At 62.9% G+C, this 21,606-nt stretch carries 23 protein-coding genes and 1 pseudogene; 15 read left to right on the top strand and 9 right to left on the bottom strand.

The window, feature by feature from the left end:
* Positions 1-217: pseudogene (locus QZ638_RS05845) on the bottom strand (amidohydrolase); the annotation flags it as partial.
* A gap of 437 nt (positions 218-654) precedes the next feature.
* On the opposite strand from QZ638_RS05845, the gene QZ638_RS05840 reads away from it, so the two are divergent.
* A complete protein-coding gene (locus QZ638_RS05840) occupies positions 655-1,770 on the top strand; it encodes a D-alanyl-D-alanine carboxypeptidase family protein (protein WP_295807989.1) in 1,116 nt (371 codons plus the stop codon).
* 7 nt (positions 1,771-1,777) lie between these two features.
* Positions 1,778-2,881 carry a GTP-binding protein gene (locus QZ638_RS05835; RefSeq protein ID WP_295807987.1) on the top strand — a complete coding sequence of 368 codons (1,104 nt, stop codon included), beginning with the start codon at positions 1,778-1,780 and terminating at the stop codon, positions 2,879-2,881.
* 30 nt (positions 2,882-2,911) lie between these two features.
* Here QZ638_RS05835 and QZ638_RS05830 read toward each other — a convergent pair whose 3' ends face one another.
* On the bottom strand, positions 2,912-3,142 hold the full coding sequence (locus QZ638_RS05830; RefSeq protein ID WP_295807985.1) for a sulfurtransferase TusA family protein: 231 nt from the start codon (positions 3,140-3,142) through the stop codon (positions 2,912-2,914).
* A gap of 2 nt (positions 3,143-3,144) precedes the next feature.
* Positions 3,145-4,422, bottom strand: coding sequence for a L,D-transpeptidase family protein (locus tag QZ638_RS05825; protein WP_295807984.1), 1,278 nt, complete (start codon positions 4,420-4,422; stop codon positions 3,145-3,147).
* Between the two features lie 448 nt (positions 4,423-4,870).
* On the opposite strand from QZ638_RS05825, the gene QZ638_RS05820 reads away from it, so the two are divergent.
* Genes QZ638_RS05820 through QZ638_RS05810 form a run of 3 tightly spaced genes read left to right on the top strand, consistent with a single transcriptional unit; the run spans position 4,871 to position 7,047 of the window.
* Entirely contained in the window at positions 4,871-5,614 is a 744-nt protein-coding gene (locus QZ638_RS05820) for an amino acid ABC transporter substrate-binding protein (protein ID WP_295807982.1), read from the top strand.
* A gap of 30 nt (positions 5,615-5,644) precedes the next feature.
* On the top strand, positions 5,645-6,319 hold the full coding sequence (locus QZ638_RS05815; RefSeq protein WP_295807980.1) for an amino acid ABC transporter permease: 675 nt from the start codon (positions 5,645-5,647) through the stop codon (positions 6,317-6,319).
* Positions 6,316-7,047 (top strand): amino acid ABC transporter ATP-binding protein, encoded by a 732-nt coding sequence (locus tag QZ638_RS05810; RefSeq protein WP_295807978.1) that lies wholly within the window; start codon positions 6,316-6,318, stop codon positions 7,045-7,047. Before QZ638_RS05815 ends, QZ638_RS05810 begins: the two co-directional genes overlap by 4 nt.
* Before the next feature lie 27 nt (positions 7,048-7,074).
* On the opposite strand, the gene QZ638_RS05805 is transcribed toward QZ638_RS05810, so the two are convergent.
* The gene (locus QZ638_RS05805; protein ID WP_295807977.1) at positions 7,075-7,734 is read right to left on the bottom strand and encodes a DUF2182 domain-containing protein; all 660 of its coding nucleotides are present in this window, start codon (positions 7,732-7,734) and stop codon (positions 7,075-7,077) included.
* Positions 7,721-8,500: a thioredoxin family protein gene (locus QZ638_RS05800; protein ID WP_295807974.1), complete on the bottom strand. Its 780-nt coding sequence runs from the start codon at positions 8,498-8,500 to the stop codon at positions 7,721-7,723. Before QZ638_RS05800 ends, QZ638_RS05805 begins: the two co-directional genes overlap by 14 nt.
* A 99-nt stretch (positions 8,501-8,599) precedes the next feature.
* Here QZ638_RS05800 and QZ638_RS05795 point away from each other — a divergent pair, with 99 nt between their 5' ends.
* Positions 8,600-9,820: an HTH domain-containing protein gene (locus QZ638_RS05795; protein WP_295807973.1), complete on the top strand. Its 1,221-nt coding sequence runs from the start codon at positions 8,600-8,602 to the stop codon at positions 9,818-9,820.
* 36 nt (positions 9,821-9,856) lie between these two features.
* Positions 9,857-10,504 (top strand): PQQ-binding-like beta-propeller repeat protein, encoded by a 648-nt coding sequence (locus QZ638_RS05790; RefSeq protein ID WP_295807971.1) that lies wholly within the window; start codon positions 9,857-9,859, stop codon positions 10,502-10,504.
* A 6-nt stretch (positions 10,505-10,510) separates the two neighbouring features.
* On the opposite strand, the gene QZ638_RS05785 is transcribed toward QZ638_RS05790, so the two are convergent.
* The 3 genes from QZ638_RS05785 to QZ638_RS05775 all read right to left on the bottom strand — a co-directional run bounded on the left by QZ638_RS05785 (position 10,511) and on the right by QZ638_RS05775 (position 12,646).
* Positions 10,511-11,461 (bottom strand): acetyl-CoA carboxylase carboxyltransferase subunit alpha, encoded by a 951-nt coding sequence (locus tag QZ638_RS05785; RefSeq protein WP_295807969.1) that lies wholly within the window; start codon positions 11,459-11,461, stop codon positions 10,511-10,513.
* 100 nt (positions 11,462-11,561) lie between these two features.
* On the bottom strand, positions 11,562-12,500 hold the full coding sequence (gene xerD / locus QZ638_RS05780) for a site-specific tyrosine recombinase XerD (protein ID WP_295807967.1): 939 nt from the start codon (positions 12,498-12,500) through the stop codon (positions 11,562-11,564).
* A complete protein-coding gene (locus QZ638_RS05775; protein ID WP_295807966.1) occupies positions 12,497-12,646 on the bottom strand; it encodes a histidine kinase in 150 nt (49 codons plus the stop codon). Before QZ638_RS05775 ends, xerD begins: the two co-directional genes overlap by 4 nt.
* Positions 12,647-12,816: 170 nt before the next feature.
* Between QZ638_RS05775 and QZ638_RS05770 the strand changes: the two genes are divergently transcribed.
* The 3 genes from QZ638_RS05770 to QZ638_RS05760 are packed head-to-tail and all read left to right on the top strand — an operon-like array spanning position 12,817 to position 15,823.
* Positions 12,817-13,437: a shikimate kinase gene (locus tag QZ638_RS05770; protein ID WP_295807964.1), complete on the top strand. Its 621-nt coding sequence runs from the start codon at positions 12,817-12,819 to the stop codon at positions 13,435-13,437.
* Complete coding sequence (gene aroB, locus QZ638_RS05765; protein ID WP_295807963.1) at positions 13,434-14,561, top strand: 3-dehydroquinate synthase; 1,128 nt, start codon at positions 13,434-13,436, stop codon at positions 14,559-14,561. Before QZ638_RS05770 ends, aroB begins: the two co-directional genes overlap by 4 nt.
* On the top strand, positions 14,558-15,823 hold the full coding sequence (locus QZ638_RS05760) for an HlyC/CorC family transporter (protein WP_295807961.1): 1,266 nt from the start codon (positions 14,558-14,560) through the stop codon (positions 15,821-15,823). Before aroB ends, QZ638_RS05760 begins: the two co-directional genes overlap by 4 nt.
* 195 nt (positions 15,824-16,018) lie before the next feature.
* Here the strand turns inward: QZ638_RS05760 and QZ638_RS05755 are convergent, their stop codons facing one another.
* Positions 16,019-16,300, bottom strand: a complete 282-nt coding sequence (locus tag QZ638_RS05755; protein ID WP_295807959.1) for a BolA family transcriptional regulator — start codon at positions 16,298-16,300, stop codon at positions 16,019-16,021.
* Between the two features lie 145 nt (positions 16,301-16,445).
* Here QZ638_RS05755 and QZ638_RS05750 point away from each other — a divergent pair, with 145 nt between their 5' ends.
* From QZ638_RS05750 to QZ638_RS05730, 5 genes are all read left to right on the top strand, one after another.
* Positions 16,446-17,063: a J domain-containing protein gene (locus QZ638_RS05750; RefSeq protein ID WP_295807957.1), complete on the top strand. Its 618-nt coding sequence runs from the start codon at positions 16,446-16,448 to the stop codon at positions 17,061-17,063.
* 102 nt (positions 17,064-17,165) lie between these two features.
* The gene (gene cobS, locus QZ638_RS05745) at positions 17,166-18,152 is read left to right on the top strand and encodes a cobaltochelatase subunit CobS (protein ID WP_295807956.1); all 987 of its coding nucleotides are present in this window, start codon (positions 17,166-17,168) and stop codon (positions 18,150-18,152) included.
* A gap of 11 nt (positions 18,153-18,163) precedes the next feature.
* Positions 18,164-18,511 (top strand): GFA family protein, encoded by a 348-nt coding sequence (locus QZ638_RS05740; protein WP_295807954.1) that lies wholly within the window; start codon positions 18,164-18,166, stop codon positions 18,509-18,511.
* A 22-nt stretch (positions 18,512-18,533) separates the two neighbouring features.
* Positions 18,534-20,420: a cobaltochelatase subunit CobT gene (cobT, locus tag QZ638_RS05735; protein ID WP_295807952.1), complete on the top strand. Its 1,887-nt coding sequence runs from the start codon at positions 18,534-18,536 to the stop codon at positions 20,418-20,420.
* A gap of 175 nt (positions 20,421-20,595) precedes the next feature.
* Positions 20,596-21,603 carry an esterase-like activity of phytase family protein gene (locus QZ638_RS05730; protein ID WP_295807950.1) on the top strand — a complete coding sequence of 336 codons (1,008 nt, stop codon included), beginning with the start codon at positions 20,596-20,598 and terminating at the stop codon, positions 21,601-21,603.
* Positions 21,604-21,606: the final 3 nt, after the last annotated feature.

Here is a 21,606-nt window from a genome sequence, read left to right as displayed (position 1 = left end):
TCGTCGGCCCGGTGCCGAGATTGCCCTGGATGATGCCGACAACGCCGGTTTTGCCGAGCCCGGTCACGATTTCGTCGCAGCCGAACGCGGTGAGTTTCTCTTCCACCAGAGCGGCTGTGCGGTGCACGTCGAACAGGAGTTCAGGATTGCGGTGAAGGTCGCGTCGCCATTCGGCAATCTCCGCCTGTAATTCCGCAGAACGATTCAAAATCGGCATGTCTTGCTGCTCCCTTCAAATTTTTGCCGGCATTTGGGCTTTATTGTGGGTTGGGCCTTGCACGGGCGCTGGGCAAGGCCGCAGGCATCCCGTGGTCATCTTGCTGAAGTCAGGCGCTAGGTAAGATGCGTTCGGGCGCGATTGCAAGCTGATCCGTTTGGACCAGGGTCGTCGTCCCGTCGCGTGGCGCCGATCCGCCGGCCCGGAAGAGCGGCGTCGGGAATTTTGGTTTTTTGCTATAAGCGGTCGGTTCGCGTTAAATGTGCCGGTCGTATCGGCGCAGGCGGGGCCGGGGATTGAAGTCGATCTGCGAATCTGTGCCATAGGCACATTTTTGCGATGATTGGCACGTAGGGCGTTGGCATACAGAACCGTTGGCATACACGACAATCAAGGCGCCTGGCGCTTCAGATGGACATGAAATTCGGATAATGCGCATGTGTTTCGGAAGGTTTGCCACGACCGTTGTGGCCGGGGCAGTGATGGGGATGGTGTCGGCGGTTGTAACCGCTTCGGCCGGGCCAACGATCGTTCTCGACGTCACAAGCGGTCGGGTGTTGTCGCACGAGGATGCGTTTCAGCGCTGGTATCCGGCTTCGCTGACCAAGCTGATGACGGCCTATGTGGCTTTTGAAGCGGTCAGGGACGGCGAATTGCAGTTCGATTCGCCGGTGACGGTGTCCAAGAGGGCGACGCGCGAGCCGCCGAGCAAGATGGGCTATCCGGCCGGTTCGGTGCTGACGCTCGACAATGCGATCAAGCTGATCATGGTCAAGTCCGCGAACGATGTCGCGACCGCGATCGCGGAGAATGTCGGCGGTTCGGTCGACGCATTTGCACGACGCATGAATGCCGCCGCCCACAGCCTCGGCATGACGGGCACGAACTATGTTAACCCGCACGGTCTCTTCGCCACGCAGCAATACACCACGGCGCGCGATCTGGCACTTCTGGTGCGCGCCATCCGCACCGAGTTCCCCGAACATGCGCATTATTTCTCGATGGAGGCCGTTCGAACCGGCGACAAGATTCTGCCCAATTACAACTGGTTGGTGGGCCGTTTCCCCGGTGCCGATGGAATGAAGACGGGCTATGTCTGTTCGTCCGGTTTCAATCTTGCCGCCACGGCCACGCGTCACGGCCGCACGCTGGCCACGATTGTGCTCGGCGCGCCCTCGCAGGTGGAGCGCGGCGAGGAAGCCGCCCGGCTGTTGGCCGAAGGGTTCAGGATTCAAGGGGCGGTTTCGCCCTCCATCGCCGGTTTTACTCCCTATGGAGAAGGACGCGATGTGGCGGTCGACCTGCGTCCGCAAGTCTGCTCGGAAGCTGCGGTCAAGGCGCGGTTCGAGCGTGGAGACGATGACGATCTTCTGGTGGAGCGATCGCCCTACCTGACGGCGATGAACCACGAGCCTCGTGCCGTGACGGTCAGTCTGGGCGGTGCGACGGGGCCGGCGCCGTCCGTACCGCGCTATGCCGACGTGCCGATCCCGACGCCGCGGCCGGACTACCCGCTCAAAAGCGCCACGGCGGACACAACGCAGGGCGGCTGACACGACGATGACCGACACAATAGCGTTGACGCTGGTCACGGGCTTCCTCGGCGCCGGAAAGACCACATTGATCAACCGCCTTCTGCGCGATCCGGCCCTTTCCGACACCGCCGTGATCGTCAACGAGTTTGGCGCGATCGGCATTGATCACCTTCTGGTGGAAGAAGCGTCCGATGGCATCATCGAATTGTCGGACGGATGCCTGTGCTGCACGGTTCGCGGCGCATTGGTGGACACGCTTGTGGACCTCGACGAGCGAATGGCGGACGGTCGTGCCGGCGCTCTCAAGCGCGTCGTCGTCGAGACCACGGGGCTTGCCGACCCGGTTCCCGTCTTGCAGGCACTGGCGGCGCATCCGGCACTGGCCGCGCGATTCCGGCTGGACGGGGTCGTCACGCTGGTGGATGCGGTGCATGGACTGGAGACGCTCGAGGCGCACGAGGAGGCCCGACGCCAGGTGGCCGTCGCCGACCGGCTGCTCCTTACGAAAACGGACATGGTGGATGCAGACACGCTTTCCCGGCTGACGGCGCATCTGGCATCGCTTGCGCCGGGGCTCGGGCCGCTCGCCGCGCATGAGTCGGAGGCGATGACAGTCATCGATTGCAGCGCGCTGGATATCGGTGCTCGCGCGGCGGGGGTGATGCGCGCCGCTGCGCCGTATCGCCATCATAGCCACGACCACCATCACCATGATGATGACCACCATCACCATCACCATCACGATCACGCGCATAGCTCGGCGTTTGACACCATCCCGCTTGCGCACGAACGCCCCATCGCGGGGGCGGCGCTCGAGAATTTTCTCGACCTCCTGCGCAGCCAATGCGGGGCGCGGATCCTGCGGCTGAAGGGAATTGTCGAACTCCGCGGACAACCGGACAGGCCGCTTGTCGTGCAGGGCGTTCGCCAGGTTCTGCATGAACCGCGCTTTCTGGCAAAATGGCCCGATGAAACGCGCGGCGTGCGTCTGGTCGTCATCGGTGCCGGGCTTGATGAAGCCTATGTAAAGGGACTGTTTTCTGCCTTTATGGGCGATGCGGCGGTCGATATGCCCGACAGGGCCGCTCTCGAGGACAACCCGCTCGCCATTGCCGGTTTTCGCCGATAGGGCGCAGCCAACCGCGCGCCACCGCCGGAGCTATCCGCGTTCCACCAGAAAGCGATGCCCGTCCGGCGTGGCTTCCGTCTCGACGAGCAGATGTCCGTTCTCGTTGCAGAATGCGGGGATGTCGATCACCGCGAGCGGGTCGGTGGTTTCCAGCCAGAGTCTGTCGCCGCTTGGCATACCCGAGAGGCGTTTGCGCGCCCGAAGGACCGGCAAGGGGCAGTTCAGCCCCTTGAGGTCGTATGTCTGCGGCGCCGCGGTCACGATCAGCGGCTGAAGAGATTCTGAATGCGGCGGCGTAAAGAGGTGCCCTGGCCACCCGCGGCCGGAGCCGGAGCCGGGACCGACGCCGTGCGCTCGGCGCTGGTGTTCGGTCGCGGTGTCGGGTTGGGGACAGCACCCTCGACGGGCGTTTCCGTTGTCGCCGCTGCGGCATTTTCCTGCGACTGTTGCTGCGCCTCTCCGGCGGCAGCCTCGAGCGCGTTTTGCAGACGCGACGCGGGTTCGGCTGTGTAAGCCGATGCCGTTGCTGCAACCGCTGGCGTCGAAGCCGGCTCGGGAGCCTCGGCCACCGCCGTCGGCGAGGGAATGTTGGGCGGAAGGCGCGAAACCTTCTCGCCCCTTGCGCGGCGCTTGCTCCAGTCCGCCACCAGGCGTGCTTCCTGATGTCCGGCGATGGTTTCGGATTTCGATGCCGTCGACTGCGCCTTGAGGGCGGCGTTGAAGGCCGTGTCGTACTGGCTCTGATACTGCCGGTAGGCCGTCAGAAGCGATTCGGGCTGGCTCATCGGCGGGCAGGCAGCGGTGGGTGAGAGGCTCTCTCCGTCCAGCGTCTCGCGATTGAACACATAGCGCTTGCCGCACACATCCACCTTCGGTGGCATCTTGGTCAGCTCGAAATAATCGTAGCCTTCCTTGAGCATTTTCCAGAAATCGTAATTCGGATCGTTCCGGTAGCGCGCCATGTTTTCGGCCGTCATCCGGAACGGGAAGGCCTGGACCTGAAACGCGCGTTGTCCGCCTTTGAAGGAATCGCGGGCGAAGGCGTAAATTTCCGAAATCTGCTCGTCGGTCATCGAATAGCAGCCGGCGGACGAACAAGCGCCATGCACCATCAGATGCTTGCCGGTGCGGCCATTCGCCTGGTCGTAGGCGTTCGGGAAGCCGATGTTGAAAGCGAGATAATAGCTCGACTTCGGGTTCATCTGTGCCGGACGGACCGTATAGAATCCTTCCGGAGCCTGGCGGTCGCCCTCCGTGAATTTCGGCCCGAGCTGACCCGACCATTTGCAGATGTCGTAGCTGGCGATGATGTCGTAGCGGCCGTTTGTCTTGGCCTTCCAGACCTCCAGCTTACCTTCCTCCTTGAAGATGCGCATCGTCACGGGAGAGCTTTTGCTCATGCCCTTGGCCTTCATCGTCTGCACGATGCGTGCAGGCAGCTGACGCTCGGCCTTCGGCGCGATGTCCTCAAGTGTTTCGTTGCATGCAGCCAGCGCAAACGCTGTCGACAGCAAAAAGGTGTATTTGATCAGGCGTGTCATGGATGGTTGTCGTGTCCCGCCTATTTGGCCCCCACGCGGAGAATGTAAAATGCCACTCCGCTTATAGAAAATGAACCCTTATGCTTTCGAAAAGATTACCGGGCCCGTTAGGCATTGCAGCCATGTCGTGACCATTCCGAGGCATTTTGTCGGGCTTTGTGGCCTTTTCGCGGCTTCTAGGGGAAGAATGGCACAAGTGCAAGGGGCGGGATGCAGGATTGGCCGGACCTGCGCGCGCGGAACGCCCGTCATAAGGACTAAGGGAAAGAGTCAAAATATGCTCGATAACGCCCGGTTCCGAGCATCGCGTACCTGAAATTTCATTTTCATGATATTCGATTTGCTTTTTCGGCTCTTGTGTGTGCTGATCTATAGAAAAATTTACTCCAGTGCTTATTTTCCCGGCACCCAATCAACAGGCGGGCGCCCGGCGCCCTTGGAGATTTCAATGCGTAAACTGGCACTTGCAGCAGCGATTTTAGCCGCCACCGTTTCGGCGTCCCACGCAGAAACCATCCGCGTCGGCATGTCGGGCGGCTATTTCCCGTTCACCTTCGTCAAGCAGGACAAGCTTCAGGGCTTCGAGGTGGATTTCATCAACGCCGTCGCCGAGGAAACGGGCGACGAGGTCGACTTCGTGACGATGAGTTTCTCCGGACTCGTCGGCGCGCTCGAATCGAACCGCATCGACACCATCGCCAATCAGATCACGATCACACCGGAGCGCGAAGCGAAGTTCGCTTTCTCGCAGCCCTATGTGATCGACGGCGCGCAGGTGGTGGTCAAGAAGGGCAACGAGACCGAGATCACGGGACCGGAGAGCCTCAAGGGGCGCTCGGTTGCCGTCAATTTGGGATCCAATTTCGAGCAGCTTCTGCGCGAATTGCCCTATGCCGACGAGATCGACATCAAGACCTATGAGAGCAATCTCGAGCAGGACACCGCGCTTGGCCGCGTCGACGCTTTCGTGATGGATCGCGTCAGCGCCAGCCAGGTGATCAAGGAGACCCCGCTGCCGCTGGCACTTGCCGGTCAGCCCTTCTCCGAGATCCGCAACGCCCTACCTTTCCGCGACGACGACGAGGGCAAGGCCCTGCGCGATCGCGTGGATGCCGCCATCGCAAAGCTGAAGGAAGACGGCACGCTGACCGAAATTTCGCAAAAGTGGTTCGGCACCGACATCACGCAGTAAAGCGCCGACAACCGATGAGAGCCGGGGACGATGAGACCGCTTGATCTCGACTACATGCTGGGGCTCGTCCCCGTGCTTCTCAAATATGTGCCGCTGACGCTCGCCATGGCGTCGGTGGCAATGTTTTTTGCGTTGCTCCTGGCTTCCCTGATGGCGATCGTCCGCGTCATGCGCGTGCCGTTGCTCGATGGGTTCACCCAGATATTCATCAGCTTTTTCCGCGGCACGCCGCTCCTGGTGCAGCTCTTCCTGTTCTACTACGGTCTGCCGCAGGTCTTATCGTTTCTGACAGCCATCAACGGCGTCACAGCCGCTGTCATGGGGCTCACCCTGCACTTCGCCGCCTATATGGCCGAGAGCATCCGTGCGGCGATCCTCGGCGTGGACCGTTCCCAGTGGGAAGCCTCGCGCTCGGTCGGCATGACGACAGCGCAGATGATGCGCCGCATCATCCTGCCGCAGGCCGCGCGCATCGCCGCCCCGACCCTGGTCAATTACTTCGTCGACATCATCAAGAGCACATCGCTCGCCTTCACGCTGGGCGTGACGGAGCTGATGGGCGCGGCGCAGAAGGAAGCCGCCGGCAGCTTTCTCTATTTCGAGGCGTTCATTCTCGTGGCGATCATCTATTGGGTCATCGTCGAGGCGCTGACGGTCGTTCAGCGTCAGCTTGAAGCGCGGCTCGGAAAGGCGGTGGCGCGATGATTTCGGTCAAGGGGCTTACCAAGCGCTTCGGCGCCAACACCGTGCTCGACGGCATCGATCTCGACATCCGGTCGGGCGAACGCGTGGCGATCATCGGCCCCTCCGGCACCGGCAAGTCGACACTCCTGCGCGCGCTCAATTTCCTCGAAAAGCCGGATGCGGGAAGCATCACCATCGGCCCCGTCACGGTCGACGCGCGTGCGGCGAGGGCAGCGGACGAACTGGCGCTCCGGCGGCAGACCTCCTTCGTCTTCCAGAATTATGCGCTCTTCGCCAACAAGACCGCGCGCGACAACATTGCCGAGGGGCTGATCACCGTCCGCGGTTGGGAGAAGGCGAGGGCGCATGCCCGCGCCGACGAGATTCTTTCCACCATCGGTCTTTCCGACAAGGCCGCGAGCTATCCGGCCGCACTTTCCGGCGGCCAGCAGCAGCGCGTCGGCATCGGCCGCGCCATGGCGGCGGATGCGGAGATCATGTTGATCGACGAGCCCACCTCCGCGCTCGATCCCGAATGGGTGGACGAGGTGCTGCAATTGCTCAAGCGCGTCGCGGATGCGCGTCAGACGATGCTGATCGTTACGCATGAGATGCAGTTCGCACGCGACATCGCCGACCGTGTTCTGTTCATGGATGGCGGCAAGATCGTCGAACAGGGCTCGCCCGATGAGATGTTCACCAATCCCGCGGACCCACGCACCCGCGCATTTCTGCGCAAGGTGCTTTGACAGGGCCCGGCGGGTTGGGAAGCGGGTTTACATGGCCGGCATGAGGCCGGGCACGTGCTGTGGCGTGGCGATGATTGCGACACCGAGCCCGATCAGCGCCAAACCCAGAATTGCGTCGACGAAGCGGTGCGGCGGAAACAGTTTCTGCGCACAGATGACGAGCGTCACCGCTATCATCCAACTCAGGCTCATGATCCCGATGGCGATCTGCATCGCCATCAGCCCGGCGGTCGTGCCGACGCAATAGGCGGCGCATTCAACGCCGGATGCAATGGGACCGTGACAGCATCGGCGTCGCGCTTCCTTCTTGATCGGGGTGAACTCGTAGAGGCCCGCCGCGATCGTGATCACACCGGCCATTGCGGTGCCGTGCGGCTGGTAAAGCGCATAGACCGGCAGGCCGATCGCTGCCCACACGGCCAGATAGGCGCCGACGAAACTCAGGACCGTTGCGGTCGAGCCTCCATCTCTGGCGACCTTCAGGACCGCCGGCGCGACGCCGGGCAGCATCATCGCCGCCATCATCGTCGCCCACATGGCGATGAAGGACGGAAATGGGCCGAGCGAGGCGGCGGGTCCCATGTTCATCCCGCTCATCTTCTGCGCGGTAAGGCCCCAGCACAGGGCGGCGAGCCCGAGTGTCGCCGCCAGGGCCGCCGCAAACGGCCGCCGATCAGTATTTGTCATGGTGACGCCACCACATGCCCGCTTCGTTGCGCCCCTTGGGTGCGCGATCGAGCCACTGATACATGCCCCACAGCCCGTCCAGTCCGCGGGCATAGGTGGAGTAGGTGTGGTAGACGGCGCCGTCTTCGAGCACGAAAGCGCTCGCGCCTGGTCGCTCGCGCGTGAAGGTGGGCACGTCCGTTCCCGTCATTGCCGCGGTCAGCGCAACCGGGTTGTCGCCGTCCCATTCCTGCATCGTCTTGCCGGCCAGCGTGTTTGCCATCGGCGGTTCGCGAAGATAATTGTATTCGATGCCGCCGTCGCGTTGCTGCTCCTTTGTAAAGCCGACACCGAAGTCGAAGTTGAAATCGCTGTCCGTCGCGGAGGCCCAAGGGAACGTCCAACCCATGCGTTTCTTGAACGCCTGCAGCTTCGCCAGTGGCGCGCGCGACACGGCCATGAGTGTCACGTCATGGTTGGCCAGGTGAACGACAGAGCCATCGAATCCGTCGGCGATGGCCGAGCAGGAAGGACATCCGGCTTCGTAATCCGGCCCGAACATGAAATGGTAGATAAGAAGTTGGGAGCGACCCTGGAAAAGCTCGACCAGCGAGGCTTTGCCCGCATCCGTGTCGAACCGATACTCCTTGTCGATGCGCACCCAGGGCAGTTCCTGGCGCTTTTTCGTCAATGCGTCGCTCCGCCTTGTCAGTTCCTTCTCTTCCTCGAGAAGCGCCAGGCGTGCCGCGAGCCATTCCTCGCGTGTTCCGGTCGTATGTGCGGTCATGATTTTCTCCTTTCGTCAGCCGCCTTGTCGGTGGGCGGACTTCGGTTAGACTAGGGACCGGTTTCAAAGAGCGAGAGTGACAATCTTGGCGCGATTCAGATGGATGCTCTGATCACGGCGGCGGGTCGTGCCCTGGCGGCAGGCGATCCATTGGGGGCGCTCAACTGGGTTTCCCTGCGCAGCGATGCGCCGGCGCTGGCGTTGCGCGGCATTGCCATGGCGCAGCTTGGAGATCTGGATTTGGCCAAGGCGCTGCTGCGCCGCGCTGTGCGTTCGTTCGGACCGCGCGAGCACGGGGCGCGGGCGCGTTGCGTCATTGCGGAGGCTGAAATCGCGCTCGTTTCGCGCGATCTCGGCTGGCCCGGCAAGGCGCTCGAACGGGCGCGCGAAACGCTCGAGCGGGCTGGCGACCGCACCAACGCCGCCTATGCCCGCTACCTGTCCGCCCGGCGCCTGCTCCTGATCGGCCGTCTCGAACAGGCCGATCGGGAACTCGGTGCGCTGGATTCGGCATTGCTGCCGCTTCAGGCGCGGGCGGGTTACGAGATGGTGGTGGCCGGCATCGCCATGCGCCGCGTCGAGGCGCGAAAGGCGAAATCCGCCCTTGAACGCGCCGCAGAAGCTGCCAGCCGCGCCGGCATTCCTTCCCTGGTCAGCGAGGTCGATGCCGCCCGGCAAGCCCTGTTGGCACCGGCTGCACGCCTGATCGCGGACGGGCGCGAAGAGCCGCTTCTGCTCGAGCAGGTGGAAACGCTGTTTGGATCGGACGCTTTCGTCGTCGATGCCTGTCGCCACGTGGTCCGCAGCGCGGGAAAGACGATTCCGCTCGAAACGCGACCGGTTCTTTTCGCCCTGGTGCGCGCTCTTGCCGAGGCATGGCCGCGGGATCTGTCCCGAGCGGAGCTCGTGGCGCGCGCCTTCAGGGGAAAGGACGCCGATGAATCCCACCGCGCGCGGCTGCGCGTGGAAATAGGGCGTCTGCGTGCGCTCTTGCGCACCCATGCCGGCTTGCGCGCCACGAAAGGCGGATTCGTACTGGTCGCTCCCGCAGGCCGGCAGGTTGTCGTTCTGGCGCAACCCGTCGAGGATGCTCATGCCGACGTTCTGGCCCTGCTCGCAGATGGTGAAGCCTGGTCGAGCGCGGCGCTGGCGCTGGCGCTCGGAGTCAGTTCCCGCACCGTACAGAGAGCGCTCGAGCGGCTGAAGGCCGAAGGCAAGGTGCGCTCGTTCGGGCGTGGGCGGGCCTGTCGCTGGATCGCTCCGACGCTGCCCGGTTTCCCGACAAGCTTGTTACTCCCGACACGGCTGCCCAGCGGTTAGGATCGTCGCATCAACCAGCGAAACAGGAGCCAGGTGATGACAAGATCAGATGCAGAAATTATTCAGGAGTACGGTCCTTTCCCCGGTGTGGAGGGGGTTCATGGCGTCACGCACGACGGGCGGCATGTTTGGTTCGCGTCCGGTGACAAGCTGAACGCGATCGATCCCGAAAGCGGTCGGATAATCCGGGCCATCGACGCAACGGCGATGGCCGGTACCGCTTTCGACGGCGAGCACATGTACCAGATCGCCGAAGACCGGATACAGAAAATCGATCCTGAAACGGGATCGGTGCTCGCGACCATTCCCGCGCCGATCAACGGCGGCAGTTCGGGGCTCGCATGGGCCGAGGGCGCGCTATGGGTCGGCCAGTATCGCGACCGGAAGATTCACAAGGTGGACCCGGAAACAGGCAGCATCCTGCGCACCATAGAATCCAGCCGCTTCGTCACCGGGGTTACCTGGGTCGATGGAGAATTGTGGCATGGAACCTGGGACGGCGACGAAAGCGATCTTCGGCGCATCGATCCCGAAACGGGCGCGGTGCTCGATCAACTGGACATGCCGTCCGGTACGGGCGTTTCCGGTCTCGAATCCGATGGCGGTGACAGGTTTTTCTGTGGGGGCGGAAACAGCGGGACCGTCAGGGTCGTCCGCAGGCCGAGACACAGCTCCGCGGCTTGAGAGGGCTCAAAGCGTTCGACCGATCGCCAGGAATTTTTCGCGGCGATGTTCGCGATAGTCCATATTGTTCCCGGCAAGTTCGGCGAAGCCCTTTTCGATCTGCTCGCCCGCGGCCTCGATCACCTTCTGCGGCGCCCTGTGGGCGCCGCCGATGGGCTCGGGAATAATGGCGTCGATCACCTTCAGGCCCATCAGGTCCTGAGCGGTGATCTTCATGTTTGTGGCGGCATCCTTGGCGCGCGCGGAGTCGCGCCACAGGATCGAGGCCGCGCCCTCGGGCGAGATCACCGAATAGATCGCATGCTCCAGCATGTAGACCTGGTTGGCGGTGGCAATCGCGATGGCACCGCCCGAACCGCCCTCACCGATGACCACGGCGACGTTCGGCACTTTGAGGCCGAGGCATTTGGACGTTGATTGGGCGATGGCCTCGGCCTGGCCGCGTTCTTCCGCGCCGATGCCGGGATAGGCGCCGGTCGTGTCGACGATGCTGATCAGCGGAATGCCGAAACGGTCTGCCAGATCCATGACGCGCACCGCCTTGCGGTAGCCTTCGGGGCGTGCCATGCCGAAATTGTGTTTCAGGCGGCTCTGCGTGTCATTGCCCTTTTCCTGCCCGATCACGGCCACGGACTCGCCCTTGAAGCGGGCGAAGCCGGCGATCACGGCGTTGTCTTCGCCATAGGCGCGGTCGCCGGCAAGCGGCGTGAAATCGGTGAACAGGTCGCGCACATAATCCAGGCAATGTGGTCGATCGGGGTGGCGGGCCACCTGCGCCTTCTGCCAGGGCGTCAGGGACCGGTACACTTCGATAAGCGCATCCTTGGAGCGTTTTTCCAGGCGTGCGATCTCGTCGGCGACGTCCACGGCTTCGCCGCTTTCGGCGAGCTTTTTCAGTTCGAGAATCTGGCCTTCGAGATCGGCAACGGGCTTTTCAAAATCGAGATAGTTATACATTCACTCGCCAAATCGAACACGAGACACTGCGATAAAGGCATCTCTTGGTTGAACACGGCCTGCCGCCGGTAATGTGACGCTCCACATAACGTCGATGAGGCTAATCGGCAAGCGGATGGTGCTTTTGAACCAGTTCGGCAAGGCGTTTTTCAAGCACATGCGTATAGATTTGCGTCGTTGATATGTCGGAATGGCCCAGCAATTCCTGCACCGCGCGCAAATCCGCGCCGTTCTGCAGCAGATGACTTGCAAAGGCGTGGCGCAGCACATGCGGGGAGATCTTTGCCGTCTCGATGCCCGCGCGGGCGGCAACCGTCTTCAATTCCCGCGCGAAGACCTGGCGTGAAAGATGCCCGCTTTCCGAACCCGCCGGGAACAGCCAGGGGCTTTCGGATCTGGCGGATCCGGCCGTGCGCACGGCTAGCCAGGCCTGCATCGCGCTGCGCGCCTTGCCCGATAGCGGCACGATGCGCTCTTTGCCGCCCTTGCCGCGCACCGCGAAGAAACGCTCGTCGCGCAGCGCTACCGTCACCGGCAGGCTCACCAGTTCCGAGACGCGCAGACCCGAGGCATACAGCACTTCGAGCAGCGCGTGGAGCCGCAGCGCTGCGACCTGTTCGGGGCTGCCGGACGCGGCTTCGCGCGCGTCCGCCTCGGCGCGCTCGAGCAGGCGGCCGGTCTCCTCCTCGCTCAGTGTCTTGGGAAGTCCGCGCCCCCTTTTGGGGCTGTCGAGAATGCCGGTGGGATCGTCGCCGCGCAGGCCTTCCGAATAGAGAAACTGGAAAAATTGCCTGAGCGCGGAGAGTTTGCGGGTCTGGGTCGTCGCCGCGAAACCCTGAACCGAAAGCGCGCTCAGAAAATCGCGCAGATCGTCCGCTCCCGCGTCCTGCAAAGCGCGGCCTTTCGCGGCGATGTGCTGCGCGGCGTCTTCCAGGTCGCGGCGGTAGGAGGCGAGCGTGTTGTCGCTGGCGCCGCGCTCGGCGGCCATCATCTCCAGAAACGCCTCGATTCGTGCGCCGCTGCCGACCTTGAGTGTCATTGCGATGGATTCAGCTTCTCTGCGGGGATCCGCACGCTCATCTCGCCCGTTTGCGGTTCAACGAAGGTCACGAGCGCGATCATGGCCCCGTAAACCAGGCTTGCAAGAATCGCCACGATAACCAGTAGCCGAAAAAGCGTCGGCATGCGTTCAAAGCCCCATCTTGTGGTCCCCTACCCAGCCCGTTTATGGGATGCCGCTCCTGTCTTTGCAAGCGCAGGGGGCAAGCGCACGGACATGTATATGTGCTGCTTGTCCGTCAAGCGCTTGACGGATCATGGCTTTTGTGTCGAAACCGGCAGGCAGAGGCGCGAGCATGACAGTCACCGAAAATCCATCCGTTGCAGATACGAAGAATCTCGTCCGCCGGCTTGGCAAGCGGTCGCTTGTCTTCGTTGGTCTGATGGGTGCTGGCAAGACGGTCATCGGCCGGCGCGTGGCCGATGCGCTGAAACTGCCTTTCATCGACAGCGATCACGAGATCGAGACGGTGTCGCGCATGACCGTGCCGGACCTCTTCGCCACCTATGGCGAAGCCGAGTTCCGCGCTCTGGAGCGCCGGGTGATCGCCCGGTTGCTCAAGAGCGGGCCGCGCGTGGTCTCCACCGGCGGCGGGGCGTTCATGAACGTCCAGACGCGCCGGACGGTCGTCCGCCGGGGGATCTCGGTCTGGCTCAAGGCGGATCTTCCCACTCTGATGGAACGCGTCGGTCGCCGCTCCAACCGGCCGCTTTTGAACGGTGACGATCCTGAAGGTGTGATGCGCCGCCTCATCGACGAGCGCTATCCGCTTTATGCCGAGGCCGACATCGTCGTGCACTCGCGCGAGGAGGCGAAGGAGGTCATCGTCAACGAGGTGATCGCTGCGCTTGACCAATATCTGCAAACCCGGTCTTCCAAACGCGGAGATCGGAACGGGAAGGACAGCCGATTATGAGCGATGCGATTGCAGCGCCCGCCACCGTTAAGGTCTCGCTGGGCGCGCGCTCCTATGACATTCTGATCGGGCCGGGTCTTCTCCAGCGGGCAGGTGCGGAGATTGCACGCCGTCTGCCTGGCGTCCGTGCCGCCATCGTCACGGATGCCAATGTCGCGGAAAACCACCTTGCCACGCTTCAGGCTGGGCTTTCCGCCGCCGGAATAGAGGCAGCGGCCATCACCGTGGCGCCCGGCGAGCGCTCGAAAAGTTTCGGCACGCTCGAAGAGGTTGTTTCCGGCATTCTCGACGCGCGTCTGGAACGCGGCGATATCGTCATTCCTCTGGGGGGTGGCGTTGTCGGCGATCTCGCCGGTTTTGCCTCCGGCATCGTCCGGCGCGGCATGCATTTCGTGCAGGCGCCGACATCGCTGCTCGCGCAGGTGGATTCCTCCGTTGGCGGTAAGACCGGCATCAACACGGCGCACGGCAAGAATCTCGTTGGCGTCTTTCATCAGCCGCAGCTCGTCATTGCCGACACGGCGGTGCTCGACACGCTTTCGCCGCGCGAATTTCGCGCCGGCTATGCCGAGGTCGCCAAATACGGGCTGATTGATCGGCCGGATTTCTTCGCCTGGCTGGAAGAAAACTGGCAGGCGGTTTTCTCTGGCGGCGTGGAGCGGGTAGAGGCCATCGCGCAATCCTGTCGGGCCAAGGCCGATGTGGTGGCGCGCGACGAACTGGAGACGGGCGACCGCGCCTTGCTCAATCTCGGCCACACCTTCGGACATGCGCTGGAGGCGGCCACCGGCTATGACAGTGCGCGTCTCGTGCATGGCGAGGGCGTGGCCATCGGCATGGCGTTGGCGCATCGCTTTTCCGCGCGGCTCAATCTGGCAAGCCCCGACGATGCCGGGCGTGTCGAGACGCATCTCGCCGCCGTCGGCCTGCCGACCCGGCTGTCCGACGTGCCGGGCGATTTGCCTGGCGCCGAGCGGCTTTTGACCTATATCGCGCAGGACAAGAAGGTGTCGCGCGGCGCGCTCACCTTCATTCTCACCCACGGCATCGGCCGGTCTTTCGTGGCGAAGGATGTGCCGACCAGCCAGGTTCTTTCCTTTCTTGAGGAGTCTCTTTCGCAATGACACCAGAGATTTGGATCACCGGTGGCAGCATTGTGGGCCTGATCGCGCTCTCTTTCCTGTTCTCGGGAACCGAAACGGGCATGACCGCGGTTTCGCGGGCCAGACTGCACACGATGGAGGCGAACGGCGATGCGCGTGCCGGTCTCGTCGACCGGCTGATCCTTCGCCGCGACCGGCTGGTCGGCGCTTTGCTCATCGGCAACAATCTCGTCAATATTCTTGCCTCGGCGCTGACGACCAGCCTGTTTCTGAAGCTCTTCGGCGATGCGGGCGTGCTTTACGCCACCGTCATCATGACGGTGCTGCTGGTGATCTTCGCGGAGATTCTGCCCAAGTCCTGGGCGCTCGCGAAACCGGAGATGTTCGCGCTCACCGTGTCGCCCTTCGCGCGCATCGTCGTGTTGTTGTTCGGCCTTCTGTCTTCGCTTGCAAACGGCATTGTACGGCTGATGCTTTCGGTCTTCGGTGTCGATCTGCAAAGCCGCGAATCCATGCTTTCGGCCCATGAAGAGCTGCGCGGCACCGTCGAGGTTCTGCACCGCGAGGGCGCCGTGGTGAAGCAGGACCGCGACCGCGTCGGCGGTCTGCTCGACCTTCACGAGCTCGAACTTTCGGACGTGATGATCCACCGCACCAACATGCGTTCCGTTAACGCCGACGAGGCACCGGAAGTGGTGGTGCGCGAGATCCTGCGAAGCCCCTATACCCGCATACCGATCTGGAAAGGGTCGACCGAAAACATTGTCGGCGTCGTCCATGCCAAGGATCTCCTGCGCGCGCTGGGCGATGTGGAGAACGATTATTCCAGGATCGACATCGCCAAGGTGGCGTCGAAGCCCTGGTTCGTGCCCGATACGACCACATTGCAGGACCAGCTCAATGCCTTCCTGCGGCGCAAGGCGCACATAGCCATCGTCGTCGACGAATATGGCGAGGTGGAAGGTCTGGTGACGCTCGAAGACATCATCGAGGAAATTGTCGGCGACATCGCCGACGAGCACGATGTGGAGGTGCAGGGCGTCAAGCAGGAAGCCGACGGCTCCATCGTGGTTGAAGGCTCCGTTCCGATCCGCGACCTGAACCGGGCGCTCGACTGGGATCTGCCCGACGAGGAGGCGACGACGATCGCCGGTCTCGTCATCCACGAGACGCAGACCATTCCCGAGGAAAAGCAGGCCTTCACCTTCTTCGGCAAACGCTTCATCGTCATGAAGCGCGACAAGAACCGCATCACAAGGCTGCGGATCAGGCCGCTCGCCTGATCCGGGCGCTGGCGCTGCTTCTGATTGTTGGCCCCGGAAATGACCATGGTCATTCTTGCTCCTATCTCTCGATTGTAGACGTTGGAGCATCGATATGACGGTTCAGGTATCCGATCCCGGGTCAAGGCGCGCGCTGCAGTCGATCGTCTCAGGGGATTGGTAAAATCCTATTGAGAGAATCAGGCCGACCGCCCCTCACCAGCGCGTCGGTTCTCCCGGCGCAGCCGGTTCGATGGCCAATGCGTGCACGGGGTCCTTCAGTTCCTCGGCGAGCAGGTCGTTGACGGCCCGGTGCCGTTCCACGCGGCTCATGCCGGCAAATGCCCCTGCGACAATCCGCACGCGGAAATGCGTTTCGCCGGTGCCGTCGAAATGCTCCTGATGGCCCGCATGCAGATGGCTCTCATTGATCACGGCGAGCCGCTCGGGCGAAAAAGCGTCCGTAAGCTTGCTTTCTATTGTCGATTGGATGGACAATCGTGTCTCCTCGTACCATATGGGGGGCATCCCCAAATTAACATTCGATTCAAGCGCTAGGTCGAATTTTGGCCAAAAGTCAATTCTTGTATCCCTGCGCTGAGCGGCCATACTTCCACACTGATTTGGTGACACGCAGTCCGATATGAAACCCTACTCGAAATATTTCGAGAAAATTCGCATCCGCCCCGATCCGAAGGCGGAGGCAAAGTCGCGCGCGCCCCGCTGCCAGTGGGACGGGTGCGACGAGGCCGGCCTGCACCGCGCTCCCGTGGGGCGCCATGCGGAAGGCCACTATTTCCGCTTCTGCGTCGACCATGCCCGGCAATACAACAAGGGCTACAACTATTTCTCGGGTCTGAGCGATTCCGAGGTCGCCCGTTACCAGAAGGAAGCGCTTACCGGCCATCGGCCGACCTGGAAGATCACCGGCAATGGGGAAGCGCGCGCCGCGGCGGATTTCTCGACCTACAGGTCGGGCCGTGCTGCCTATCACAACCGCATGGGTGATCCGTTCAACCTTTTCGGCGAGCAGCAGGCGGCACGGAAGCCGCGCGAGAAACGGTTGAAGCCGCTTGAGGCCAAGGCGCTGGAAACGCTGGGCCTGGGCGCACAAGCGACTGGCGAAGAGATCAAGTCGCGTTATAAGAATCTGGTGAAGCAACACCATCCCGATGCGAATGGTGGCGACCGGGGGTCCGAAGACCGGCTCAGAAGCGTGCTCGAGGCATACCGGCTGTTGAAACAGGCGGGTTTCTGTTAAGGCGAGCGTCTGGTAAGACGCGTCGAACCCAGTCTGATGAGACGCTCCGGAAAAAAGAACAGTTCAAGCGATGCGGGCGAGGGCCTGGCCGCTGGAGGCATGATGAACAAGATTGACCGCGATATCGCCAATTTGCCCGATACGACCGTTTCGGTGAAAGACACATTCGGCTTTGAGTCGGACATGGTCGTGCCGGCCTTTTCCGTGGCCGATTCCCACGTGCCCGACGTCGACCCCGATTATCTGTTCGACAAGCAGACGACGCTCGCCATCCTGGCCGGCTTCGCCCACAACCGCCGTGTGATGGTTTCCGGCTATCACGGCACCGGCAAGTCGACCCATATCGAGCAGGTCGCCGCGCGTCTCAACTGGCCTTGCGTGCGCATCAATCTCGACAGCCATGTCAGCCGTATCGACCTCGTCGGCAAGGACGCCATCGTCGTCAAGGAAGGCAAGCAGGTTACCGAGTTCAAGGACGGTATCCTGCCCTGGGCCTACCAGCACAATGTCGCGCTCGTTTTCGACGAATATGACGCCGGCCGCCCGGACGTGATGTTCGTCATCCAGCGTGTCCTGGAATCCTCCGGCCGTCTGACCCTGCTCGACCAGAGCCGCGTCGTCCGCCCGCATCCCGCGTTTCGCCTGTTCGCCACCGCCAACACGGTCGGCCTCGGCGACACGACGGGCCTCTATCACGGCACGCAGCAGATCAACCAGGCGCAGATGGACCGTTGGTCCATCGTCACCACGCTCAACTATCTGCCGCACGATGATGAAGTGGCCATTGTCCGGGCCAAGAACAAGCATTTCCAGGACGAGAAGGGCCACGAAGCCGTTTCGCGCATGGTCCGCGTCGCCGATTTGACGCGTTCGGCCTTCATGAATGGCGACCTGTCGACCGTCATGAGCCCACGTACGGTGATCATGTGGGCCGAAAACGCCGAAATCTTCGGCGATGTCGGCTTCGCCTTCCGTCTTACCTTCCTCAACAAGTGCGACGAGCTGGAGCGGGCCCTGGTCGCCGAGTTCTATCAGCGCGCCTTCGGTGAGGAACTGCCGGAAAGTGCGGCCAACGTCGCGCTGAGCTAGGAGGAGGAACGATGCGTTACCAGGGTGGATGTCATTGCGGCGCCGTACGCTACAGCGTCGATGTCGATCTTGAGAATCCGATCACCTGCAATTGCTCTTATTGCAGCAAGCGCGGCAGCATTCTCGCTTTTACGCCGCTGGAAGAATTCTCTCTGGAAAAGGGCGATGAGAGCCTGACGGAATATCGTTTTAACACCAACACGATTGAGCATCTCTTCTGTTCCAGATGCGGTATGGAATCCTTCGCGCGGGGCGCGATGCCGGATGGCACCAAGATGGCGGCGGTCAATGTGCGCTGCCTCGACGGTGTCGATCTGGACGCGCTCAAGCCGCAGGAATACGACGGTCGCGCGCGCTGACCCGGCCGAGAGAAGACAGCCCGTGAGCCAGACCAACCGCAAGCCCGGACAACCCGCCGAAGCGCCGCTCGATCCGTTCAAGCGCGCCACGACCGCCTGCATGCGCGCCGTCGCCGGCGATCACGAGCTTGAGGTTTCCTTTTCCAAGGACAAGCCGTCGCTCACGGGCAGTCGCGCCCGCCTTCCGGACCTGCCAAAGCGGGCCACGTCCGAAGCCCTCACCGTCACGCGCGGCATCGGCGATTCCATGGCGTTGCGCCGCGCCTGCCACGACGTCGACCTTCACCGCCGCCTCGCGCCGGAAGGCAACGAGGCGCGCGCCATCTACGACGCGGTCGAGCAGGCCCGTGTCGAGGCCATAGGGTCGCGCGCCATGCAGGGCATGGGCGATAACATCGCTGCCATGCTGCAGGACAAGTATGAACGCGCCAATCTGGCCGAAGTGACCGAGAAGGCCGATGCGCCGCTCGAGGAAGCCATAGCGCTTATGGTGCGCGAGAAGCTGACGGGTCGTCCCGCGCCCAGGAGTGGTGAAAAGCTCGTTTCGCTGTGGCGCGACTGGATCGAGGACAAGGCCGCCGCGGACATGGATGCGCTGGCCGGACAGATCGACGACCAGAACGGTTTCGCCCGTGCCGTGCGCGACCTGCTTTCCTCCATCGATCTCGGCGAGGATCTTGCCGAGGAGGAGCAGACCGAGGAGAGCGAGGAAGACAGCGACGCGCCGGAGGCTCAGGAACAGGCCGAGGAAAGCGAACAGGACGAGTCCGGCGGCGAGGAGAGTGAGGGTGAGGAGTCTTCTGGCGAGAGCGAGGACACCGAGACCGGCGAGAGCGAAGCCGGCGACACCACCGCCGACGATGTGTCCGAGGACGACGAGCTCGATTCGGAAACGCCGGGCGAGGCGCGCCGTCCCGACAGCCCGTTCGACCAGGCCGCCCGCGACATCGACTACAAGGTCTTCACCACCGAATTCGACGAGACGATCGGTGCCGAGGAGCTGTGCGACGAGGAAGAACTCGACCGCCTCCGCGCCTTTCTCGACAAGCAGCTCGCCAATCTTCAAGGGGTCGTCGGGCGTCTGGCGAACCGTCTGCAACGCCGCCTGATGGCGCAGCAGAACCGTTCCTGGGACTTCGATCTCGAGGAAGGCGTGCTGGACACGGCGCGGCTCGTGCGCCTCGTCATCGATCCCATGCAGCCGCTCTCCTTCAAGCAGGAGCGCGACACCAATTTCCGCGACACGGTGGTGACGCTGGTGCTCGACAATTCGGGCTCCATGCGCGGCCGGCCGATCACGGTCGCCGCCACCTGCGCCGACATTCTCGCCCGCACGCTGGAGCGCTGCGGCGTGCGCGTCGAGATCCTCGGCTTCACCACGCGTGCGTGGAAGGGCGGGCAGGCGCGCGAGAAATGGCTGAAGGAAGGCAAGCCCGCCAATCCCGGACGTCTCAACGACCTGCGCCACATCATCTACAAGAGCGCCGATGCGCCCTGGCGTCGTGCCCGCCGCAATCTCGGTCTGATGATGCGTGAGGGGCTTTTGAAGGAAAACATCGACGGCGAGGCGCTTCTTTGGGCGCACCAGCGCCTGATGGCCCGGCCCGAGCAGCGCAAGATCATGATGATGATCTCCGATGGCGCGCCGGTCGACGATTCCACCCTGTCTGTCAATCCCGGCAACTATCTGGAGCGGCATTTGCGCGGCGTCATCGACCTGATCGAGACCCGCTCACCGGTCGAACTTCTGGCCATCGGCATCGGCCATGACGTCACGCGCTACTACCGCCGCGCCGTCACCATCGTCGATGCGGAAGAGCTCGCCGGCGCCATGACCGAGCAGCTTGCCTCGCTCTTCGAGGAAGAGGGCGCGCGTCGCGGCGGCGGCGCGATGCGGCGTGCGGGCTGAGGGTGTCGCTCTGTCGGTTTTCGCCATTTGCGCGCTTTCGCGATGCACGGCCGCACCCGTCAATGCGATAACGCGCTTGTTCTCTTCCCTGTTCCCGCAATGCAAACCGGACAGCGCTTCGCTCCCCCGTTCGTTCCCGAACGTCGTGGGGCCGCACCTTCCGGCCGTCGATTCGATGCGTGGAGTTTATCGCTGGCTCGGGCGAGGTGTTCTCCTCGCATTCGCCTTCGTCTCCACGGCACACGCGCAGGAACCCGCCATTCCGACGGCGGTGAACGCCGTGCCGATCCGCCATTTCGCCGTCGGTTCCCACGAGACCCGTTTCGGCCCGTTGGAATTCGTCGGCGGCTTGTCGATGAGCTCTCCGGTCGATCATTTCGGCGCTTTCTCCTCGTTTCGCTTCACCTCGCCCGGAGCGGCGGTCATGGGCGTTTCCGACACCGGTTTCTGGTTCTTCGGAACGCTGATCCGCGATGCCGAAGGCAGACCCGCCGGCTTCGCCGATTTCAGTATGCAGCCCATGGTCGATGGCGATGGCAATTCGACCCGCGAAAAATGGACAACGGATGCCGAGGGCATCGCCGTCAAGGATGAACTGGCGACCGTCAGCTTCGAGCGCGTTCAGCGCATCGCCGAGTTCGAGATTGAACGCGACGCGATGGGCGCTGCCGTGCGCGATCTGGATTTTCTGGTGCCGCGCCGCGAATTGCGCAGCAATCGCGGCTTCGAGACCATCGCCTATGCGCCGCCGGGCGGACGGCTTGGCGGCGCGCGCGTCGTCGTTGCCGAGCGCAGCATCGATGAGGACGGCAATTGCTTTGCCGCCATTCTCGAAGGCCCGATGAAGGGAATCTTCAAGGTTGCGCGGTCGGAGGGGTTCGACATCACCGACGGCGCGTTCCTCCCCGACGGCGATCTGCTTTTGCTGGAACGCCGTTTCGCCTTCGCCAGTGGTGTGGCCATGCGCCTGCGTCGCATCGATGGCGCAACCGTTGCGCCGGGCAGCGTCGCCGATGGGCCGGTGCTTTTCACCGCCGGCATGGATTACCAGATCGACAACATGGAAGCGCTCGATGTCTGGCAGCGCGCCGACGGCGCAACCATGGTGTCGCTCATGTCCGACGACAACCACTCGCTCCTGCAACGCAATCTCTATCTGGAATTCCGGTTGCACGGCGATTGAGCG

The sequence above is a fragment of the uncultured Nitratireductor sp. genome, from assembly GCF_913053745.1.
GTDB lineage: Bacteria > Pseudomonadota > Alphaproteobacteria > Rhizobiales > Rhizobiaceae > Nitratireductor.
Note: the sequence above shows the minus strand (reverse complement) of the source record. Positions and strands in the feature narration are given on the sequence as shown.